The sequence below is a fragment of the Rhizobium sp. 10PS4 genome (assembly GCF_032464805.1).
GTDB classification, from domain to species: domain Bacteria; phylum Pseudomonadota; class Alphaproteobacteria; order Rhizobiales; family Rhizobiaceae; genus Rhizobium; species Rhizobium laguerreae.
The window spans coordinates 82643-102223 of sequence record NZ_JAWDIW010000015.1; the positions used below are offsets into that span (position 1 = coordinate 82643).

General features: G+C 61.7%; 16 protein-coding genes. 7 read left to right on the forward strand and 9 right to left on the reverse strand.

Annotated elements, in window-relative coordinates; genetic code table 11:
- Positions 1-35 precede the first annotated feature (35 nt).
- Entirely contained in the window at positions 36-1961 is a 1926-nt protein-coding gene (locus RWJ89_RS26750; protein WP_316031706.1) for an ABC transporter substrate-binding protein, read from the reverse strand.
- 179 nt (positions 1962-2140) lie between these two features.
- On the opposite strand from RWJ89_RS26750, the gene RWJ89_RS26755 reads away from it, so the two are divergent.
- A complete protein-coding gene (locus tag RWJ89_RS26755) occupies positions 2141-3160 on the forward strand; it encodes a LacI family DNA-binding transcriptional regulator (RefSeq protein WP_316031707.1) in 1020 nt (339 codons plus the stop codon).
- On the opposite strand, the gene RWJ89_RS26760 is transcribed toward RWJ89_RS26755, so the two are convergent.
- On the reverse strand, positions 3157-3927 hold the full coding sequence (locus tag RWJ89_RS26760; RefSeq protein WP_131666156.1) for a TIM barrel protein: 771 nt from the start codon (positions 3925-3927) through the stop codon (positions 3157-3159). The two genes, RWJ89_RS26755 and RWJ89_RS26760, sit on opposite strands and share 4 nt — an antisense overlap.
- A 143-nt stretch (positions 3928-4070) precedes the next feature.
- Here RWJ89_RS26760 and RWJ89_RS26765 point away from each other — a divergent pair, with 143 nt between their 5' ends.
- Both RWJ89_RS26765 and RWJ89_RS26770 read left to right on the forward strand, forming a co-directional pair.
- Entirely contained in the window at positions 4071-4859 is a 789-nt protein-coding gene (locus tag RWJ89_RS26765) for an SDR family NAD(P)-dependent oxidoreductase (protein ID WP_131666155.1), read from the forward strand.
- Between the two features lie 176 nt (positions 4860-5035).
- A complete protein-coding gene (locus RWJ89_RS26770; protein WP_077979272.1) occupies positions 5036-5500 on the forward strand; it encodes an RrF2 family transcriptional regulator in 465 nt (154 codons plus the stop codon).
- Position 5501: 1 nt separating this feature from the next.
- Here RWJ89_RS26770 and RWJ89_RS26775 read toward each other — a convergent pair whose 3' ends face one another.
- Positions 5502-6629: a monooxygenase gene (locus RWJ89_RS26775; RefSeq protein WP_168284541.1), complete on the reverse strand. Its 1128-nt coding sequence runs from the start codon at positions 6627-6629 to the stop codon at positions 5502-5504.
- A 157-nt stretch (positions 6630-6786) separates the two neighbouring features.
- Between RWJ89_RS26775 and RWJ89_RS26780 the strand changes: the two genes are divergently transcribed.
- Positions 6787-7563: a metallophosphoesterase family protein gene (locus RWJ89_RS26780; protein ID WP_170269706.1), complete on the forward strand. Its 777-nt coding sequence runs from the start codon at positions 6787-6789 to the stop codon at positions 7561-7563.
- 300 nt (positions 7564-7863) lie between these two features.
- On the opposite strand, the gene RWJ89_RS26785 is transcribed toward RWJ89_RS26780, so the two are convergent.
- The 3 genes from RWJ89_RS26785 to RWJ89_RS26795 all read right to left on the reverse strand — a co-directional run bounded on the left by RWJ89_RS26785 (position 7864) and on the right by RWJ89_RS26795 (position 14031).
- Entirely contained in the window at positions 7864-11052 is a 3189-nt protein-coding gene (locus RWJ89_RS26785) for an efflux RND transporter permease subunit (protein ID WP_168287793.1), read from the reverse strand.
- Positions 11049-12224 carry an efflux RND transporter periplasmic adaptor subunit gene (locus RWJ89_RS26790; protein WP_222062002.1) on the reverse strand — a complete coding sequence of 392 codons (1176 nt, stop codon included), beginning with the start codon at positions 12222-12224 and terminating at the stop codon, positions 11049-11051. Before RWJ89_RS26790 ends, RWJ89_RS26785 begins: the two co-directional genes overlap by 4 nt.
- A 262-nt stretch (positions 12225-12486) precedes the next feature.
- Positions 12487-14031, reverse strand: coding sequence for a cation:proton antiporter (locus RWJ89_RS26795; protein ID WP_017961786.1), 1545 nt, complete (start codon positions 14029-14031; stop codon positions 12487-12489).
- A 244-nt stretch (positions 14032-14275) separates the two neighbouring features.
- Between RWJ89_RS26795 and RWJ89_RS26800 the strand changes: the two genes are divergently transcribed.
- From RWJ89_RS26800 to RWJ89_RS26810, 3 genes are read left to right on the forward strand one after another with little or no spacing between them, the layout of a single operon-like run.
- A complete protein-coding gene (locus tag RWJ89_RS26800) occupies positions 14276-14740 on the forward strand; it encodes a MarR family winged helix-turn-helix transcriptional regulator (RefSeq protein WP_020051379.1) in 465 nt (154 codons plus the stop codon).
- A complete protein-coding gene (locus RWJ89_RS26805) occupies positions 14733-15962 on the forward strand; it encodes an HlyD family secretion protein (protein WP_168284841.1) in 1230 nt (409 codons plus the stop codon). The genes RWJ89_RS26800 and RWJ89_RS26805 overlap by 8 nt, the downstream gene beginning before the upstream one ends.
- Entirely contained in the window at positions 15955-17496 is a 1542-nt protein-coding gene (locus tag RWJ89_RS26810; protein ID WP_131639755.1) for a DHA2 family efflux MFS transporter permease subunit, read from the forward strand. Before RWJ89_RS26805 ends, RWJ89_RS26810 begins: the two co-directional genes overlap by 8 nt.
- A gap of 58 nt (positions 17497-17554) precedes the next feature.
- On the opposite strand, the gene RWJ89_RS26815 is transcribed toward RWJ89_RS26810, so the two are convergent.
- From RWJ89_RS26815 to RWJ89_RS26825, 3 genes are read right to left on the reverse strand one after another with little or no spacing between them, the layout of a single operon-like run.
- Positions 17555-18172: a DNA-3-methyladenine glycosylase gene (locus RWJ89_RS26815; protein WP_316031708.1), complete on the reverse strand. Its 618-nt coding sequence runs from the start codon at positions 18170-18172 to the stop codon at positions 17555-17557.
- 53 nt (positions 18173-18225) lie between these two features.
- Complete coding sequence (locus tag RWJ89_RS26820) at positions 18226-18540, reverse strand: hypothetical protein (RefSeq protein WP_077979126.1); 315 nt, start codon at positions 18538-18540, stop codon at positions 18226-18228.
- Positions 18541-18594: 54 nt separating this feature from the next.
- A complete protein-coding gene (locus RWJ89_RS26825) occupies positions 18595-19503 on the reverse strand; it encodes a LysR family transcriptional regulator (RefSeq protein ID WP_131639754.1) in 909 nt (302 codons plus the stop codon).
- Between the last annotated feature and the right edge of the window lie 78 nt (positions 19504-19581).

The following is a 19581-nucleotide window of genomic DNA, read 5'->3' on the forward strand; positions in this document are numbered from 1 at the left end:
CCGGCACCTAATTGGGCTCCTGGGATAAAAGGTCTTCAGACCTTGTAGAACTGCTCCGGCATGGTCGGAGCGGGCGTCGGCCAGCCGAAGGAGTTCGGCATGATCTTCGTGATGTTCTTCATGTTGTTCTTGACGATGCCGTATCCATCAGGCGGCAGCGAGATGCCGAAGACATAGAAGTTGTCGGCGGCGCCTTGCAGGATCTGCTTCATGACCTCGCGCTGGCCTGATGCGTCGGAAGTGGCCTTCAGCTTGTCGTAGAGCGCAAGCTGGCTCTTCGTGCTTTCCGGCGGTTCCTCGGCATTGGCATTGGCGCGGTCGCGATACCAGAGTTGCCAGGCCGGGGCATACATGGCGTTGGCATCGGTCGGCACGTAATAGCGCGGGTCGAGCATGGCGGCGACGCCGCCATTTGCGCCGAACTGGTGGGCGGTCGCATCGAAATCACGGCCCTGGCGGACGCGCGTCTCCCAGAGCGAACGGTCCATCGAGCGCATCTGCGCATCGATGCCGACCGCCTGGAACATCGGGATCACCAGCTGGAAGAGATCGAGGAAGACGGCGCGCGCCTGGTCGATCTCGAAGATGATCGTCAGGCGGCGGCCTTTTTCGTCGAGGCGGAAGTTCTGGTCGTCGCGCTTCGGCACGATCTCATCGAGCATGGCATTCGCCTTGTCGACGTCATAGGCCGTGAACTGCGTGGCGAGCTGCTCATTGTAGAGCGGGTCTTCCTTCTTGATCGATGCCTGGGCAGGCGCCCCCTGGCCGACGAGCACCGCATCGATCAGCGACTGCCGGTCGAGTGCTGTCGAGAGTGCCGCACGGAAATCCTTGTTCCGGAAGAGCTTCCGCTTGGTCTCGTCATTGTGGTTCAGGTTGAAGATGAAATTCATCACATTGGCTTCAGTCGAAGTCAGCGTGTAGAAATCATAGCCGCCCTGCTCACGCGCATCGTAGAGAACCGACTTGTTGTTCGGCGTGGCGATATACTGGTCCATCAGGTCGACTTCGCCCTGCATGGCCTTCAGCAGCAAAACCTGCGGGTCGGCGACCATCTGGTAGACGATGCGGTCTATATAAGGCAGCTGGTTGCCCTCGGTGTCGACCTTCCAATAGTAGGGATTGCGTTCGGCAACGGCGCGTTCGGTGTTTTCGCCGGGCGCTATCGTGAACATCCAGGCATGCACGCACGGCTTCTTCGAGGAGTTCAGGAAGAAGGCGTTGTCGTCCTGGAAACCGGCGGCCGCCTGGAAGGAGGCGATCCAGCTTTCGAAGCCGCGTTGTTTGGCGAGTTCATCGGCCTTCGGATTGAAGTCGATGTGGAACTGCTCGAGATAATGTTTCGGCGTGCGCGTCGTCTGGTCGTTGTTTGCCCAGGCGACCTGCAGTGGGAACAGGCCGTTCGGCTTGTCGAAGATGACCTTGAAGGTCTGTTCGTCGACGATCTCCAGCTTGGCCGGCTTGCCGCCGGACTTCCAGTGATCCTGACCGACAAAGGCGACGCGCTTGTCGGTGAAAACGGTGTCGTACCAGAACTTGATGTCGGCGGTGGTGTAGGGATGGCCGTCCGACCATTTCATGCCCTTGCGCAGGCGGATCGTATAGACCTTGGAGTCGGCATCGCCCTCAAAGGACTCGGCGACATTCAGCGTCACGCCTGACCAGTCGGGGGTGTAGCGCAACAGCGGTTCATAAGCCTGGTAGCGAAACAGCATCGACAGCGACCCGCCGCCGACCAGCGCCATGTTCCAGTCGCCACCGTACTTGCCGACGCTTTCGACCGGTTTGACGACGAGCGGATTTTCAGGAAGCCGGTCCTTCAGGCCCGGCAGGGCGCCGCTCGACACCTTCGTTTTCAGGATATCCGCTTCCTTGAAGTCAGCGGCGAAAACCGGCAGGGCCGGCAATATCAGGGCGGCCGATGTCCCGGCCAGAAACGCACGTCGTTTCAGCTTGATCATAGGGGATCTCCTCCAAAAAATCCGTGCCCTTATCATTATTTTTGCTGTGGGGTTTGGATGGGGAAAAGATTACATTTGGATATTGTTAGGTAAAGCGTTATGTTTACGTTAGTGTATAATTTGCTTTACCGGCGCGATTGCTATAGCCAGCGCGCATCAATCGAACGCTGAGGTGCCACGTGGGAAGCAGGGGCCGGGTTACATTGCAGACGATCGCGCGGGAGGTCGGCCTGTCGAAATATGCGGTCTCGCGCTCGCTTGCCGGCAAGAGCGGCGTCAGCGAGGAAACGCGCGCGCTGATCCGCGAGACGGCGCAGCGCCTCGGCTATACCAAGCCCGCCGGGCAGGGCTCCACCGGCGAGGTCGCGGTTGTCTTTCACGATCTCGATGCCGTCAACAGTGAGCTCTATATGCAGGTGCAGAACGGTGTGCAGCGCGAGGCTCATCGGCTTGGCATGACGCTGCGCGTACGCTGGACCCATGATTCCGACCAGTTGGAGGAGCTGGCGCGCACTTGCGATGGGCTGATGCTCGTCGGTCCGCATGCCCGTGAGGCCGTGGCGGCGGTAAGTGCCACCGGCGTTCCGATCGTGCGTTTCGGCTGGGTCGATGCGCTCGAACAGATCGACCATGTCGGCGGCACCGACCATGAGGCAGGGCAGGCGGTGGTGGAGTATCTGGTCGGGCTCGGCCATCGGTCCATTGTTTACGTCTATGGCATGCCAGGCCTGCGGGGGCGCCAAGAGCGGCACTACGGTGCCCGCGAAATCGCCGAACGCTATCCTGACGTTGCGCTTCATGTAATGCAGTTCGACGAAGAGAATGGCTTCAGCGCGGCCTTCCGAGCGCTCGTGGAAAAAGGCATCCGGCCGACGGCTTTTTTCTGCGCCCATGACGGGCTGGCACTGACCGTGGTTTCCGAGCTGCTCGGTCAAGGATATCGCATTCCCGACGATATTTCGGTCGTCGGCTTCGGCGACTACTCGCCGGCAACGCAGATCTCGCCGGCGCTGACGACGGTGAGGATGGAGGGGCAGGAATGCGGGGCGGTCGGGCTGCGGCTTTTGCTCGAGCGCATCGAGAATCCACGCCTGCCGGGCATGCCGGCGCGGCGTATCATGATTGCCTCGCGCATTATCGAGCGCCGCTCGGCCGGACCCTGCAAGGCGGCGGCGAGCGTCGATGCCGCCGAGGTTTAACCGCCGAGCGAAACAATCGCAGCCTTGACTGCGTCCGCGCCGGGCCTGGTCGGCCGGTATTCCAGACCGACGGCGCCGTCGTAACCGTTGGCAAAGATCCAGCCGAGGCGTCGGGCAAGGTCAATATTGCCGGAGCCCGGTTCGTTGCGGCCAGGGTGATCGGCGACATGGACGTGTATGATACGGTCGAGACGGCCGTTCAGCACCTCCTCGGTGCGCTCGTCCATCACGGCGGAATGGTAGATGTCGTAAACGATCCCGATCTCGGGGCGGGCGACGTCATCGATGATGTCGAGACCTTCGCGGGTCGAATCGAGGAAATAGCCGACATGGTCGATGCGGATGTTGAGCGGCTCGACGCCGAGACGGACACCGCTGCCTTTGAGGATATCGGCGCCGGCTCTCAGCGTTTCGGTGAGCGCCCGGCGCTGTTCTTCGCGGGTCAAGCCTGAGAGATCGTCGCCCGCTTGGGCAATCAGCACCGGCGCGCCGAGACGCTTGGCGACAGCGACGGATTCGGCAAGGCCTTTCAGCCAGGCCTGCCGGTTGGCGGCGTCGGTCAGCGCGATCATCGGTTCGGCGACGAGGCTGGAGACGGCAAGGCTGGTTTCCTTCAGCGCCGCCTCGATCGCATCCAGATCCTTGTCGGTCCAGCGCCAGAATTCGATCGCCGTCAGGCCGGCCGCATGGGCGCGGCGGATGCGATCGGGAAAGCTGTCGCCCTCTTCGGCAAACAGCCACTCTATGCAGGCTGAATAACGTCGCATGAAAACTCCTCCCATCTGTTGATGCAGGCATGCGACAGATCGGCGCCTGCCGCAAGCGGTGTTCGGGCGCTTGACGCCCGGGGTTCATTGGCGGAACACTCAGCACATCAGGCCGGGATCTCCGGCCGTTTGCGGAGGAAGACATGGATCTCGGATTGAAGGGAAAGACTGCCGTCATAACAGGTGCGTCGGTCGGCATCGGGCTGGCGATCGCCGAGGGGCTGGCGGCTGAGGGCGTCGACCTCGTGCTGGCAGCACGCGGCGGCGATCGGCTCGAGGCGGAAGCCGCCCGTATCGCCAAGAAGTACGGCGTCAGCGCCGCCGCTGTCGCGGCCGATGTGGCGACGGTTGCGGGAACCGAGGCGATCATCGCGGCGGCGGCCGAAAAAGGTGGCGCCGATATCCTCATCAACAATGCCGGCACCGGATCGAACGAGACGGTGATGGAGGCGCCCGACGAGAAGTGGCAGGACTATTGGGACCTGCATGTGATGGCCGCCGTGCGGCTGGCGCGCGGCATCGCGCCGCAGATGAAGCAACGCGGCGGCGGGGTGATCCTGCACAATGCCTCGATCTGCGCCGTCCAGCCGCTCTGGTACGAGCCGATCTACAATGTCAGCAAGTCGGCGCTGATGATGTTTTCGAAGACACTTTCGACCGAGCTCATCAAGGACAATATCCGCGTCAACTGCGTCAATGCCGGTCTGATCCTGACGCCCGACTGGATCAAGACCGCCAAGCAATTGACGGCGGAAACCGGCGGCAACTGGGAAGGCTACCTGCAGAGCGTCGCCAACGAGCACGCCGCCTCCAAACGCTTCGGCACACCAGAGGAGCTGGCAAACGTCTTCGTCTTCCTGAGTTCGGAGCGCGCGAGCTATTGCATCGGCTCGACCTATTTCGTCGATGGCGGCATGCTGAAGACGATCTGACCGAGGCTGCAGGCAGGGCGCGCGGCGGCCGGTCTTTCTCGAGGCTGCCGGGCGTTTCTGTGGACGTTGCCGATACAAGCTATATATAATAGCTATTTTGTTGTATGTTCACGCTTTTGACGCTATTTGCCTGCTATTGGCAGGATAAATACTGCGATTTCTACAAGGCGACGACGATGCTGACGAAAAAGGGAAAATACGGGCTGAAGGCGCTGGTCGACCTGGCGCGGCTGGCGCCGGGTGAGACCGCCTTCATCAACGACATCGCGGCCCGCAACAATATCCCGAAGAAGTTTCTCGACACGATCCTGCTCGAACTGCGCAATGTCGGCATCCTGCGCTCGAAGAAGGGACCGGGCGGCGGCTATTCCCTGTCGCGGCCGGCAACCGAAATCCGCATCGGCCATGTCATCCGCACGCTCGACGGGCCCTTAGCGCCGATCCGCTGCGCCAGCCGTACGGCTTACGAGGCCTGCGACGACTGTGCCGATCCGGAAACCTGTCAGGTGCGGCGCTCGATGACCGAGGTTCGGGACGCGATCGCCGCCATTCTCGACAATATGACCCTCGAGCAGTTCGTCGCCGACGGCGGCCGCATCGACGGCACCAAGGAACAATTCCCGATCTCCGCCGCCAGTTGAATTAGGTCCTCCCAGGCTCTGACATATATTCGCCTGCGATGTGCAGCAACTTATCCCGCGCCAGCGATAGCGCGTGAATGCGGGCATTGCGCCAATGGCGGTCGAGATTGAGGCCGATGCCCGCGGATGTTTCCCCTGCAAGTTCGAACAGCGCATTTGCGGTGTCGAGCGCCGTTTCCCCGGCAAGAATTACGGCCGCCGAGGCGGAGAAATGTGCGTCCGCCATCGCGGCCTCCACAGGATTGACCTGGGCAATGTCGAGTTTGCGGCCAGCCCGTTCCAAGGCTGCCGCCGCCATTTCGATGCGGATGGCGCGTTCGCCGATCTGGGGAAGGACGGTCGTGCTGCGATCGCCAATTGCGGTCATCAGGTCGCTCCATGCGGCCCGGGCGATGCCCAGGCTGACGCCCGCCTTGAGCAGCAGGCCGAGCGAGATGCCGGTCGAATGTCCGGAGGAGGAAGCAGGCGCAATCGCATCGGCATCGACATGAAGCGTTCCGACGATCGCCGTCGCCGATCCATTGGTGCGCTGGCCGAAGCCGTCCCAATCATCGACCACCTGCACGCCTTCTTCACCGCGTGCGAGGTAGAGCGTCACCGGGCGGCTGGGAGGAGCGGTGGCGGCAGCGGCGATCCAGTCGGCGAATAGAATACCGGGCGCCTGCCACGTGCGCCCGCTCAGGCGGTAGCCTGGACCTTCGGCAGTCAGTTCGGTCCCGTCGGTGAAGGCGGCGCCCGCGAAGCTGTCGCCGAGCAGCACACGGGCAAACAGCGATGCCTTCAAATCCTCGGAAGCTTGAATGCGGAGCGTTTCCAGCGCAGAAAAATGACTTTCCAGCGCCTCGCCGATCGAGGCATCGCCCTCGGCGATGATCGCAACGATTTCGGCGAGCAGGGCGTTCGACACGTCGAGCCCTTCATGGTCTGGCGGAACAGTGATTGCCGTCAGCCCCGATACAGACAGCGCATCAAGCTCGGCAAAGGGCAGGATGCGGTTGATATCACGCTCGCTCGCCTGATGCCGGAATGCGGCGGCGAGGTCGCGGGCCGTGGATATCGCCTCCTCTTCGCTTTCGATGCGATGCGCGGGAGGCCTGAGGCTCTGATGAAACTGCGATACCGTTCCCATCGGTCACTCTTTTCTCGACGGATACAGGAGTGAGGGATTGCCCCTCGAATGATAAGGCCGGTTTTTCTACAAAACCCGAATGGTTTGGATTTTCTTACCAGCTTGATTGCCTTGTCCTTTACTCTACTTAGGGTGTGGGGCTTCCTTGAGAAATATGATGAGCGACTCTCGTGCTCGCAACAGCGAGGTTTCGAAAATGGCACGCCAGCCGAGACCGCGTCTGACGCTGGATATTGCCGCTATCCCAACCTATGCGATCGGCGATATTCACGGCCGGTACGACCTGCTTGTGAAAGCCGAGGAGGCGATCCTGCGTGACGGCGCGCGGCTGCCCGGGCGAAAGCTGATCGTCACGCTCGGCGACTATATCGACCGCGGCCCTGAATCGGCACAGGTCATCACCCATCTGATGGAGCCTCCGCCTGATGGATTCGACCGCATCTGCCTTGCCGGCAATCACGAAGTCGCCATGCTCGACTATATCGATGGCTGGATCTCCTATGACGATTGGATGCAGATGGGGTCGGCGGAGTCGCTCAAATCCTACGGCCTCGATCCGGAGCATCTACCGCTGGTCTTTCCCACCGGCGCGAAGCTCGATGCCTTCATCCGCCAGTCGCTGCCGCGTACGCATATCGATTTCATGCGGGCGATGCCTGTCCTGCTGGAGACGCCGAGCGTGATTTTCGTGCATGCCGGCATCAATCCGAAGCTGCGGCTTAGTGAGCAGACGGACGAGGATCTGGTCATCATCCGCCAGCGGTTTCTCGAAAGCCGGGTGCCGTTGCCGAAACTCGTCGTTCACGGTCATACGCCGAACGATGAACCCGACATACGGCCGAAGCGGCTCAATATCGATACGCGCGCCTATCGCAGCGGCAAACTCACCGTCGCTCGCTTGTGGCAAGGCCGAGTGCATCTGTTTTCGACCTGACTTCCGTTTCCTCAGCCGCTAGAGCCTTTCCGGTTTAGATTGAAGCATTCTGTTGGCTCAAACGGAGTCGGATGGTCGACCGGCCGGCGCGCGTCGTAGCCAAGCTCTACGGCCAAGCCGGCCGGTCGATCAGCCGGCCCGTTTCAGCCAACCCGAAGGGCCGGGCATCTTTCCGCCAGGATCAAAGGCGATCGGCTCGGACGTACCTAGGGGTATGCCCGTCGCCAATCGCCTCTGCCCTGACGAAAACCTGCTCCGGCAGAATGCTGCAATCTAACCCGGAAAGGCTCTAGGATCGTCTCAGGCGACCCCTTCCTCGACCGGCTCTGTCTTCGCTGGTTCCACAGTGGCCGGCCGTTTACGGCGCCAGCCGCGTAGCACGACGTAGAAGACCGGCGTCAGGAACAGGCCGAAGATCGTCACGCCGAGCATGCCCGAGAAGACGGCGGTGCCAAGCGACTGGCGCATTTCGGCGCCGGGGCCGGTGGCGATGGCAAGCGGCAGAACACCGAAGATGAAGGCGAATGCCGTCATCAGGATCGGGCGCAGGCGAAGATGGCTGGCCTCGATGGCCGCCTCCACCGGCGACTTGCCCTCGTCTTCCGCCTGCCTGGCGAACTCGACGATCAGAATGGCGTTCTTGGCTGCAAGGCCGATCAGGACGATCAGACCGATCTGAGTCAGGACATTGTTGTCCATTCCCCTTAGCGAGACCCCGATCAGCGCCGCAAGCACCGCAAGCGGGACGATGAGAATGATCGCGAGCGGCAGAACCCAGCTTTCATATTGTGCCGCCAGCGCCAGGAAGACGAAGACGACGGACAGGGCGAAGATGTAGATGGCGGTGTTACCTGTGTGGGTCTCCTGATAGGCGAGTTCGGTCCATTCGAAGGTCGTCCCCTGCGGCAGGATCTTCGCCGCCAAGGCCTCCATCTTGGCGATGGCATCGCCCGTCGACGTGCCGGGCGTCGGATTGCCCTGAAGCGGCACCGAGACGTACATGTTGTAGCGCTGGACAAGCGCCGGGCCGCTGGCGTCCTGGATGTCCATCAAGGTTCCAAGCGGAACCAGCGCGCCGGTCGCCGACCGGACCTTCAGGGCAAGGATGTCTTCCCTGTCCATGCGATATTGCCGGTCGGCCTGGGCGCGAACCTGGTAGACGCGGCCGAACGCATTGAAATCGTTGACGTAGGCGACGCCGAGATTGATGGAAAGCGCGTTGAAGATATTGGGGATCGGCACATTCAGGAAACGCGCCTTGTCGCGGTCGATCGCCAGGAAGTATTGCGGGCTTGCATCGGAGAATGTCGTAAAGACGCCCGTCAAACCCTCGGTCGTCGCTGCCGCACCCATCATCTGCCGGGCGAGGCCGAGCACGCGCGTCATATCGGCGTTTTCGAGATCGGAAATCTGCATCTTGAAGCCGCCGGAGTTGCCGACGCCCCGCACGGATGGCGGCGGGATGGCAATGATGAAGGCTTCCTGGATGCTTTGCAGCTTGCCGAAAAGCTCGCCGATGATCTTGTTGGCGTTCTCGCCGCCTTCTTCACGTTCGGCAAAGGATTTGAACGGGACGAAGACGACGCCGGCATTCGAGGCATTGGTGAACGTTGCCCCGCTGAAGCCGGCAAATTGCACGGCATTGCCGACGCCGGGCACGGTGCGGGCGATTTCGCCCACCTGCTTGACGACGGCATCGGTACGCGCAAGCGAGGCTCCATCAGGAAGCTGGATGACGATGATGGCGTAACCCTGGTCCATGGTCGGGATGAAGCCCGCGGGAACTTTCGTGCCCATATACCAGGTCGCGCCGAGCAGGCAGACGAAGGTGACCATCGCGGCGGTCAAGCCTATCCAACTGCTGACCAGATGCCGAACGGTCCATGAATAGCCGGAGCTCAGCCGATCGAATCCATGGTTGAAGCCGTTTGCCAGCCCTCTTCCCAGACGGGATGCGACATTCGTGCGCTTGGTTTCATGGTCATGAGTCTTCAGCAATATGCCTGCGAGGGCAGGCGAAAGCGTCAGGGAATTCAATGCGGAAATTGCGGTGGTGACAGCGATCGTGACCGCGAACTGTCGGTAGAACTGGCCGGAGATGCCTGGAATGAAGGCTGTCGGTACGAACACGGCGATCAGTACCAGGGAGATGGCGACGACGGCGGTTCCGACTTCGTCCATCGTGACATGGGACGCCTGCTTCGGCGTCATCCCGCGCGCCAGATTGCGCTCGACGTTTTCCACCACCACGATCGCGTCGTCGACGACGATACCGATTGCCAGCACGAGGCCGAACAGGGTGAGCATGTTGAGCGAAAAGCCGAACGCCAGCAGAACGGCGAAGGTGCCGATCAGCGATACCGGGATGGCAATGATCGGAATGATCGCGGTTCGCCAGGATTGCAGGAAAACGAGAACGACAATCGCCACCAGGATGGCCGCTTCGGCGATAGTTCGATAGACCTCGGTGATCGAATCCGAGATGAATTCGGTCGTGTCATAGACGATGCGATATTCCAGGCCTTGAGGAAAATTCTGCGAGAGGTCCTTCATGATGGTCTGGACCTGATGGGCGGTGTCCAGGGCGTTGGTTCCCGGCCGGGCGAAGATGCCGAGAGCAACCGCGGGATCGTTGTTGAGATAGCTGTTGGTGACGTAATCCTGTGCACCGAGCTCGATGCGGGCGACATCCTGCAATTGCACGAGCCGGCCCGATGTCGTCGATTTCACAATGACATATCGGAATTCGCGCACGTCGGAGAAGCGTCCGTCCGTTCGCACCGTATATTCGAACGCATTCTTGCCGGTGACGGGTGGGGCCCCGATCTTGCCGCCTGAAACCTGGACATTCTGATCTCTCAGCGCAGCGACGACGTCGTCGGATGTCATCCCGTAGGCGGAGAGCTTTTCCGGGTCCAGCCAGATTCGCATCGAATACTGGCGCTCGCCGAAGAGCTGCACGTCGCCGACGCCGTCAAGGCGAACGAGAACGTCGCGAATGCGGTTGCGGGCGTAATTCGAGACGTAAAGCTGGTCATAGCGATGCGACGGCGACAGCAGGTGCACCACCATCATCAGATCAGGCGAGCTTTTGTCGGTGGTGACGCCAAGCCGCTGGACTTCCTCGGGAAGACGGGGAAGGGCGATGGAAACGCGGTTCTGGACAAGCACCTGGACCTTGTCGAGATCGGTGCCGAGCTTGAAGGTGATCGTCAGCGACATGGCGCCGTCGGCGCTGGAGTAGGATGACATGTAAAGCATGTCTTCGACGCCGTTGATCTGTTGTTCAAGCGGCGTCGAAACGGTATCGGCGATCGTCTGCGGGTCGGCACCCGGATAAGAGGTGCGCACGACGATGGTCGGGGGTGCGATCTCGGGATACTGCGATACCGGCAATTGCGTATAGGCAATGCTGCCGACGACGAGAAAAAGGATCGAGATGACCGCCGCAAAGATCGGCCGGTCTACGAAAAAATGAGCAAATCTCATTGTCCGTTCTCCGCGCCGGCGGTTTCGGGCGCAGTGTCCTGCCGTTCCGGCGGCAGTTCGGTCATCTGAGGCGTGATCTTTGCACCCGGCCGGGCGCGCATCAGGCCGTTGACGATGATCGTCTCGGTGCCGTCGAGGCCCTCGCGTATGACGCGGTAGCCATAGAGCCGCGGTCCGGGCCTTACGGGCTTGGTCGACACCGTGCCGTCTTCGGCGACGACATAGACGACGCGCTCATTCTGGTCCGAGCCGATGGCCTCGTCGGGGACGAGAATGGCCTGGTAGGTGTTGGAGGCTTCGACCTGTATGCGACCGAAGAGGCCGGGCTGAAGGACGAGATCGGGGTTGGGGAAGCGGGCACGCAGACGAATGGTGCCGCTCTCATTGTCGACCCGGTTCTCGGCGAAATCGAGCTTTCCCTTGAATGGTTTGGCATTGGGATCCGAGATCGTGACGGATACATCCAGGCCGCCGCCACCCTGCTGAAGATCCTTGCCCAGTTTGCGCGCCGTGTCGGCGAAATTCAGCAGGCGGCGCTCATCGACGTCGAAATAGAAATCGATCGGGTCGAGCGAAACAATAGTCGTCAGCACAGTCTGATCGGTCTGCACCAGGTTGCCGGCCGAGATTAGCCGGCGGTCGATGCGGCCGCTGAGTGGCGCCTTAATCTCGGTATATTCCATGTCGAGAGACGCGCGATCGGCTGCGGCCTGTGCGCCGCGGACATTGGCCTCGGCCGAATCGAATTCGCGGCGGCGATCATCCAGCGTCTGCGCCGACTGGCTGCCGCTCGAAGCAAGAGATTGCGTGCGCTTATACTGCGCATCGGCAAAGACCAGGGTGGATTGCGCCGATTCGAGTGTCGCCTTTGCCTGATTGAGCGCGGTTACGAACGGCCGCTGATCGATGACGAAGAGCAGGTCGCCCTGCTTGACCAATGCGCCGTCCTGAAAATGGATTTCCTGCAGGTAACCACCGACGCGCGAACGAACGGAGACTTCGTCGACCGGCTCGAACCGGCCGATGAACTCGTCGCTATCGATGACATCGCGAACGACCGGCTTGGCGACGGTGACGGGTGGGGGCGGCGGGGCGCTCTGGGCCAGCGCGGGGAGGGGCATGAATGCGGCGATACAGCCAAGCACCACCATCTGTCGAAGCGCGTAAGTCATACCGGTCCTCCAATCTCGACGGCCGATTCACTGCCGCCAACCTCAAGATGAAGTGATGTTATTCATGTCTTGCTGCTTTGACCGAGGGTCTCTGCCCCCGTGATTTCCCCGGCGTTCAATCCCTTGGAAAAGGAAGGCCGGCACGCAATGCACATCAGAAAAATCGTAACCCTATGGAATTGGACTATAAACGGCACCGGCGAAAAATTGCAAATGCCAATTGGTAACGATTCCGGAATCCATCAAAACGTCACAGAGGGCATCAGCTCTCGACGATCTCGTCTCTGCCGGGTTGCAGAGCGGCGAGTTCGGCCCAGTCGAGTTCCTGTTCCAGCATGTGAAAGACATCATCGTCAATCTCGTCGGCGCGGCGCATCGCTGCCAATCTTCGGCGTTTCGCGACGATGACGTTGCGGCGCTGCTTGTCGAGCCTGCTGACCTCGCGCGGGTGTTTTCCGTCAGCGGCGATTTGGCGCTCGGAGGTGTAGACGTCGCGCAGGATGCGGGTGGATTTGTCCTCGCCGCCGGCGAGTTCGGCAAGGGCCGCATCGATCAACGTGACGCGGGCTCTGGCGAGGTCGCGGTCCAGGGAGGTGTCCGGGTCGAATTTCAGGTAACGGATCAGTGGCCCGAGCGTCAGGCCCTGGACGATGAGCGTGCCGAGAACGACGGCGAGCGCGCTGAGCAGGATGATATCGCGATCGGGAAAATCGATCGGCAAAGCGAGCGCAGTTGCCAGCGTGACGAGGCCGCGCATGCCGCACCAGCCGGCAAGCAGGCTGGTGGCGAAGGTCGGAACGGCTTGTGTCGTGCGTCCGCGCGCGGCGAGAAAGTTGATGACGCGGTTATAGAAGAGCACCCAGGCCAGGCGGACGACGATGACGGTGACGAAGACCATGGCGGCGAAGGTGATCGCGAAATTCAGGCGGCCGGGATCGAGGTCGAGGACGATCTGGCGGGCCTGCAGGCCCATCAGCAGGAAAGCGAGGACGTTGAGCAGAAAGACCGCGGCTTCCCAGACCGAATAGGAATGAATGCGGTGGCGGGCCGTCTGCCGCTCGGGCATGTAACGGGCGATCACCATCGCATAGACGACGATCGCCAGAATTGCCGAAAGATGCAGCCGCTCGGCGATGATCCACGTGCCGAAAGTGGCGACGAATTCGAGCAAAGTGCCGCCGAGCGTGCCGGCGAGCCTCAGGCCGACGACCATGTAGAGACGGCCCAGGAGATAACCGAGGATGAGGCCGCCAGGCACGGCGAGCGCCAGCTCCGCCAGGGCGCCGGCGAAGAAGGTGGGGCTTGCGGCGGCTGCCACCGCGGCGCTGAAGATCAGCAGCGCGACGGCGTCGTTCAGGAGGCTTTCACCCTTCAGGATCACATAGGTCTGGCGCGGCAGGGTGAAGCGGTCGAGCATGGCGGTGGCGGCCGCCGCATCCGGCGGCGCGACGATGGCGCCGAGTGCGACGGCTGCGGCAAGCGGCAGGCCGGCCATCGTCACGCTGACGGTAGCGACGGCTGCGGCCGTCACGATCACGGCGATGGCGGCGAGCGAGAACAGCGGCAGCCAGTTGCGTCTCAATGTCCTCGGCGGCAAATCATAGGCGGCGTCGAAGAGCACGGGCGCGATCAGCAGCGCCAGCGCAAGTTCGGGATCGATCGCGACTTCGGGCGCCCAGGGCACGGCCGCAACGATGACGCCAGCGATCGCCAGCATTGTCGGATAGGGAATCCGGAACTTCCTGGAGAATTGCAGAAAGACGATCGCCACCAGCAGCAGCGTCAGCATGCTTTCGAAGAACGCCATCGAGCTCCCCAATGCGCGCCTCCGGCGGAGGCTGTTCCTGCCACAGAATTAGGGCGGAGCTGGGCTGCGGCTACCGACTGGTGCTCGTAAACGGCGAAAGGAGAAACTGCGGATATGCTTGACCCGGTCTGCGGCATTTTAGCCGCCATTGCTGAATCCGCCGTCCATGCCCTTGTGCAGTGCACATGCTGAATATATCTACCGATATTATAAGGGTGCTTATAAATAACGGTCACAGGTTTTCATGAACGCCACTCCGACCCTCGGTTTCCTTCTCCACGACGTCGCACGGCTGCTGCGCAAGCGGTTCGAGCAGCGCGCGAAGTGCCTTGGGCTGACCCGGTCGCAATGGCAGACGCTTGCCTATCTCTCGAATAACGAAGGTATCCATCAGGGTGGCCTTGCCGAAATCCTCGAAGTCGAGCCGATCACGCTGGTGCGCATTCTCGACAAGCTCGCCGAGCGCGGGCTGATCGAGCGCCGCCAGCACCCGACCGACCGGCGTATCTGGATGCTTTATATGCGCGACGAAGCGCACCCGCTGCTTGCCGAAATGCGCGAGCTCGGCGACACCACCCGCGCGGAAGCGCTGCAAGGTGTTCCGGCCGAGCAGCGCGAGCAGCTTTTCCACATCCTATCCGTAATGAAGACGAACCTGGTTCAGGCATGCCGGAGCCCGGTTGACGAGAATGAGACGAACGATGGCTGATCAATCTCCCCTCCGCGTCGTTGCCGACGCCAATGCCAAGACCGAGACCCCTGTCGAAGAAAACGAAGCGAAACAGCAGGAAACGGTAGCCGAAGCGCCTTCATCCAATTCAGCGCCGGCTGCCGCCGTGGCTGCGCCTGGCGGCAACAAGGTCCGCCGCCGGCGCAGTCTCACGCGGCCGATCCTGTTTGCCCTGCTGCCGGTGGCGCTCGTCGTCGGCGGTTATTATTACGTCAATGGCGGCCAGGTGATGTCGACCGACAATGCTTATATCCAGGCCGACATGGTAGGGCTTACTACCGATGTCTCGGGTATCGTCGACCAGATCAACGTCCAAGAGAACGAGGCGGTCAAGGCGGGACAGGTGCTCTTCAGCCTGCGGTCGGATTCTTTCAAGATCGCGCTTGATGGCGCCAAGGCGCAGCTCGACGCGCAGCGCAACCAGATCATGAATCTCAAGGCCAGCTATCAGCAGTCGCTTGCCGAGATCACCCAGGCGCAAGCCGATCTGCCCTATTATCAGGATCAGTTTGACCGGCAGCAGAACCTCGTCAACAACGGCAGCGCGACGCAGTCGGCCTATGACGAAGCCAAGCACAATCTTGAAGCCGCGCAGCAGAAGGTTGCCGTCGCCAAGGCGGAAGCCGCAACGACGCTCGCGCAGCTCGGCGGCAATGCCGATCAGCCGATCGAGGAAAACCCGCTCTACCTGCAGGCCAAGTCGCAGGTCGACAATGCTCAGCGCGAACTCGACCACAGCGTCGTCAAGGCGCCGTTCGACGGCATCGTCACCAATGTCAACGCGCTGCAGGTGGGCTCCTACCTGCAGGCTTCGCAGCAGGCCTTCTCGCTTGTTGCCACCAGCCCTCTCTGGATCGCCGCCAGTCCGAAGGAAACCGAGCTTACCTACGTCAAGCCCGGCCAGACGGCCGAGATCTATGTCGACACCTATCCCGGCGTGACATGGAAGGGCAAGATCGAGAGCATCAGCCCGGCCTCCGGTTCCAGCTTCTCGCTGCTGCCGGCGCAGAACACCACGGGCAACTGGGTGAAGGTCGTGCAGCGCATTCCGATGCGCGTCAGCATCGAGGACGCCGACGGCAAGCCGCCGCTGCGCGTCGGCATGAGCACGGTGGTCGATGTCGAGACCGGTCATGCCCGCGGCCTGCCTGATTTCGTCAACAAGCTTCTGGGGCGGCCTCAGGGCAAGGATCATGAGTAACGCTCCCGCTTCTCTGGCGACGCCGATTGCCAATCGCGGTGCGATCACGGCCTGCGTCATTCTTGCCGTTATCATGCAGGCGCTGGACACGACGATCGCCAATGTGGCGCTGCCCTATATCCAGGGCAGCGTGTCGGCCTCTGCCGACCAGATCAACTGGGTGCTGACCTCCTATATCGTCGCGGCGGCAATCATGACGCCGCCGTCGGGCTTTCTCGCCGCCAAGTTCGGCCGCAAACGCGTGCTGCTCGTCGCCATTGCCGGCTTCGTGGCGGCCTCCGTTCTCTGCGGCCTGGCGCAATCGCTGAACCAGATCGTCGCCTTCCGTCTGCTGCAAGGCCTGTTCGGGGCATCGCTGGTGCCGCTTTCCCAGGGCATCCTCCTCGACATCTATACGGTCGAGGAGCGCGGCTCGGCCATGGCCCTTTTCGGCGTCTCGGTCATGGTCGGGCCGGTGCTTGGGCCTGTCATCGGCGGCTGGCTGACCGACAATATCAGCTGGCGCTGGGTGTTTTATATCAACGTGCCGATCGGCGCGCTGGCCTTCATGGGCATCGTCGTCTTCGTCACCGAGACCAAGAGGGATCTGCTGGCCAAACTGGACTGGTTCGGTTTCGGGATGATGAGCCTCGGCATCGCCGCGCTGCAGCTGTTCCTCGACCGCGGCGAGCAGCTCGACTGGTTCTCTTCCGGTGAGATCATGCTCGAGGGGTTGATCTGCGCCTCAGCCTTCTATCTGCTGATCGTGCATACGCTGACGGCCGAGAAATCCTTCGTGAACCCGAAGCTGTTCCTCGACCAGAACTTCTCGATCAGCATGATCTTCATCTTCGTGGTCGGCATTACCTATCTCGCCTCACTGGCGCTGATGACGCCCTATCTGCAGACGCTGATGGGCTATCCCGTCATCACAGCGGGCATCGTCATGGGGCCGCGTGGGCTCGGCACCATGCTCTGCATGTTCATCGTCGGGCGGCTTGTCGGCAAGGTCGATACGCGCGCGCTGCTGGCGCTCGGCTTGGGGCTCACTGCATGGGCGATGTACGACATGACCGGCTGGACACCCGACGTCTCGCAATGGACGATCGTCTCGGTCGGCTTCATCCAGGGCGCCGGTCTCGGCTTTCTGTTCGTGCCGCTGACGACGATCGCCTTTTCCACACTGCCCGCCCATATGCGCGGCGACGGTACCGGTCTCTATAACCTCTCGCGAAACATCGGCTCGGCGGTCGGCATCTCGATCGTCTCGGCGCTGATCGTCGAGAACACGCAGAGCAATCATGAATCGATCGCGGCCTATGTGACGCCGTTCAACCACGCCTTCAATGCGGTGGCTGCGCAGGGGCTCAGCCCGGTGACGGCGGCCGGCCGCGCCTCGCTCAATGAGATCATCACGCTGCAAGCGACGATCATCGCCTATATAGACGATTTCAAGCTGCTGATGCTGATGTCGCTTGCGGTCATCCCGCTGGTGCTGCTGCTGCGCAAGCCGAAGGCAGCACCCGCCGTCGACCACAGCGCGGTAATGGAATGAACTTTAGGCGTTGCGCAATTCCGGACGAAAAACCGCTCACACTTTTCGGCATCATGCGCTAGCGGAACGGCTTGCTGAGATAACGCGATCCCTGAATGCCGAAGCGCCACGGTGCTTCGGCATTTTTCGTGATGCCGATGCGTTTTCCCGAGACGATCGGCACGGATGCTGATGGCGCGATCGCATAGGGCGGGTGATCGAGCAGCCTGTCATTGATCGCGATGTCGATGCCGAGCGTCTGGCAGAGCTTGCCGGGACCGCTGCAGAGCGACGTCAGCGTATCGGTGCCGCGCCGCTCCATCATCTGAGGGATTCCCGTTTCCGGCTCCAGGGCGCGGATGAGTACAGCCGAGCCCGGATGGCAGACGAAATTCAGGCACCAGTACATGCCGTAGATGCGGTAGATATAGACGTTGCCCGGTTTGCCGTACATGGCGCCGTTGCGCTTGGTCGGGCCGCGGTAGCTGTGCGAGGCCTCGTCATCGGGGAAATAGGCTTCGGTCTCGGTGATGCGTCCGCCGACGCCGTCCACGGTCAGATGGCAGCCGAGCAGGTCGCGTGAGACGACGATCGCATCGCGCTCAAAAAACGTCCTGAGGCTTTCGCCGGTGAGCGTGCCGGTGCCGATCGCACCTGATATCGTTCCACCATCGGTCATGGCCGACGCAGATAACATTCAGCGCGCTCGCCGTCATCCCGAAACCGCTTCATGTTTTTCGGCCACGGACATCAGCGGCCGGCATTCGGATCGCGCATCGGGATGGAGGGTGATGTGACCGAGACCGGGTCGCTCGCCGGGAAGGAATCTTCCAGCCCCTCCTCCAACTCTTCTTCGAGCAAAGCGGGATCCTTGCGGCGCGCGCCGTCGCTATGGGCAGGTTCGATTGCGGCGGCAAGCAGGGCTTTGGCCCGCAAGACGGCATTTTCCGAGGTCAACTCAGGCGTGCTCCGCAGCGTCACGGCAATGCTATCTTCGCCTTCGCCGCCGAATTCGACGACGAAGCCGTCTTCCGTCTGGTAGACGGTGATATCACTGAGTGCCATGACCGTTCTCCGAGGGCGCTCACATTAGCAATATGCATTTTAGTGAGATGCATTTTAGTGAAGCGCGTTTTCGGAATTTTGTCGAGCGAAGACCTTCACCAGCCAGTCGATGAAGACGCGCACGCGGGGCGAAAGCTGGCGGTTGCGGGGGTAGAGCAGGGAAACCGGTGTCGGGGTCAGCGGAAAATCCTGCAGTATCTGGACCAGCGTTCCCGCGGCAAGGTCTTCTTCGGCGTGATAGCGCGGGATCTGGATCATGCCGAGGCCCATCCTCGCCGCTGAAATATAGCTTTCGGCGGCGTTGACGGCGACGGTGGCGGGAATGGTGATGTCACGCACCGTGCCGCGGACGGTGAATTCGAGCGGCAGCAGGCTGCCGGTTCCGCTGGAGTGGAAGCCGACCATGCGATGGCCGGCAAGCCGGTCGGGATGCTGCGGCAGGCCGTGGCGGGCAATGTAGGCAGGTGAGGCGAGCGTCACCTCATCGAGCATGGCGACGTGCCGGGCGACCATGTCGCTATCTCCAGGCGTGCCGACGCGCAGCACGCAATCAATGCCTTCACGCACGAGATCGACCAGCCGATCGCCCTCGCTCATGTAGAATTCGATCTCCGGATAGGTCTCCAGGAAGGACGGCAGGCTCGGCAGCACGAAATGGCGGGCGAGCGTGCCGTGCACGTCGACGCGCAGCATGCCCTTCGGCTTGGCGCCTGCAAAGGCGCCTTCGGCTTCCTCAATATCGGCAAGGATCGACAGGCAGCGCTGGTAATAGGCCTCGCCGTCAAGCGTCGGGCTGACATGGCGTGTTGTGCGCTGGAGCAGGCGCACGCCGAGGCGGGCTTCCAGCCCCTTGACCGCATCGGTGACGGTCGAGCGCGGCAGACCGGTGTCTTCGGCGGCAAGCGTGAAGCTGCGGCGTTCCACGACACGGCAAAACACGCGCATGGCGTCAAATCTGTCCATCTGTTTGTTCGTCATTCCCGGATAGTGATGCGGGACAATGCCCGATTATCCGCAAAGGGAAAAGGCGCATCTTCTGCT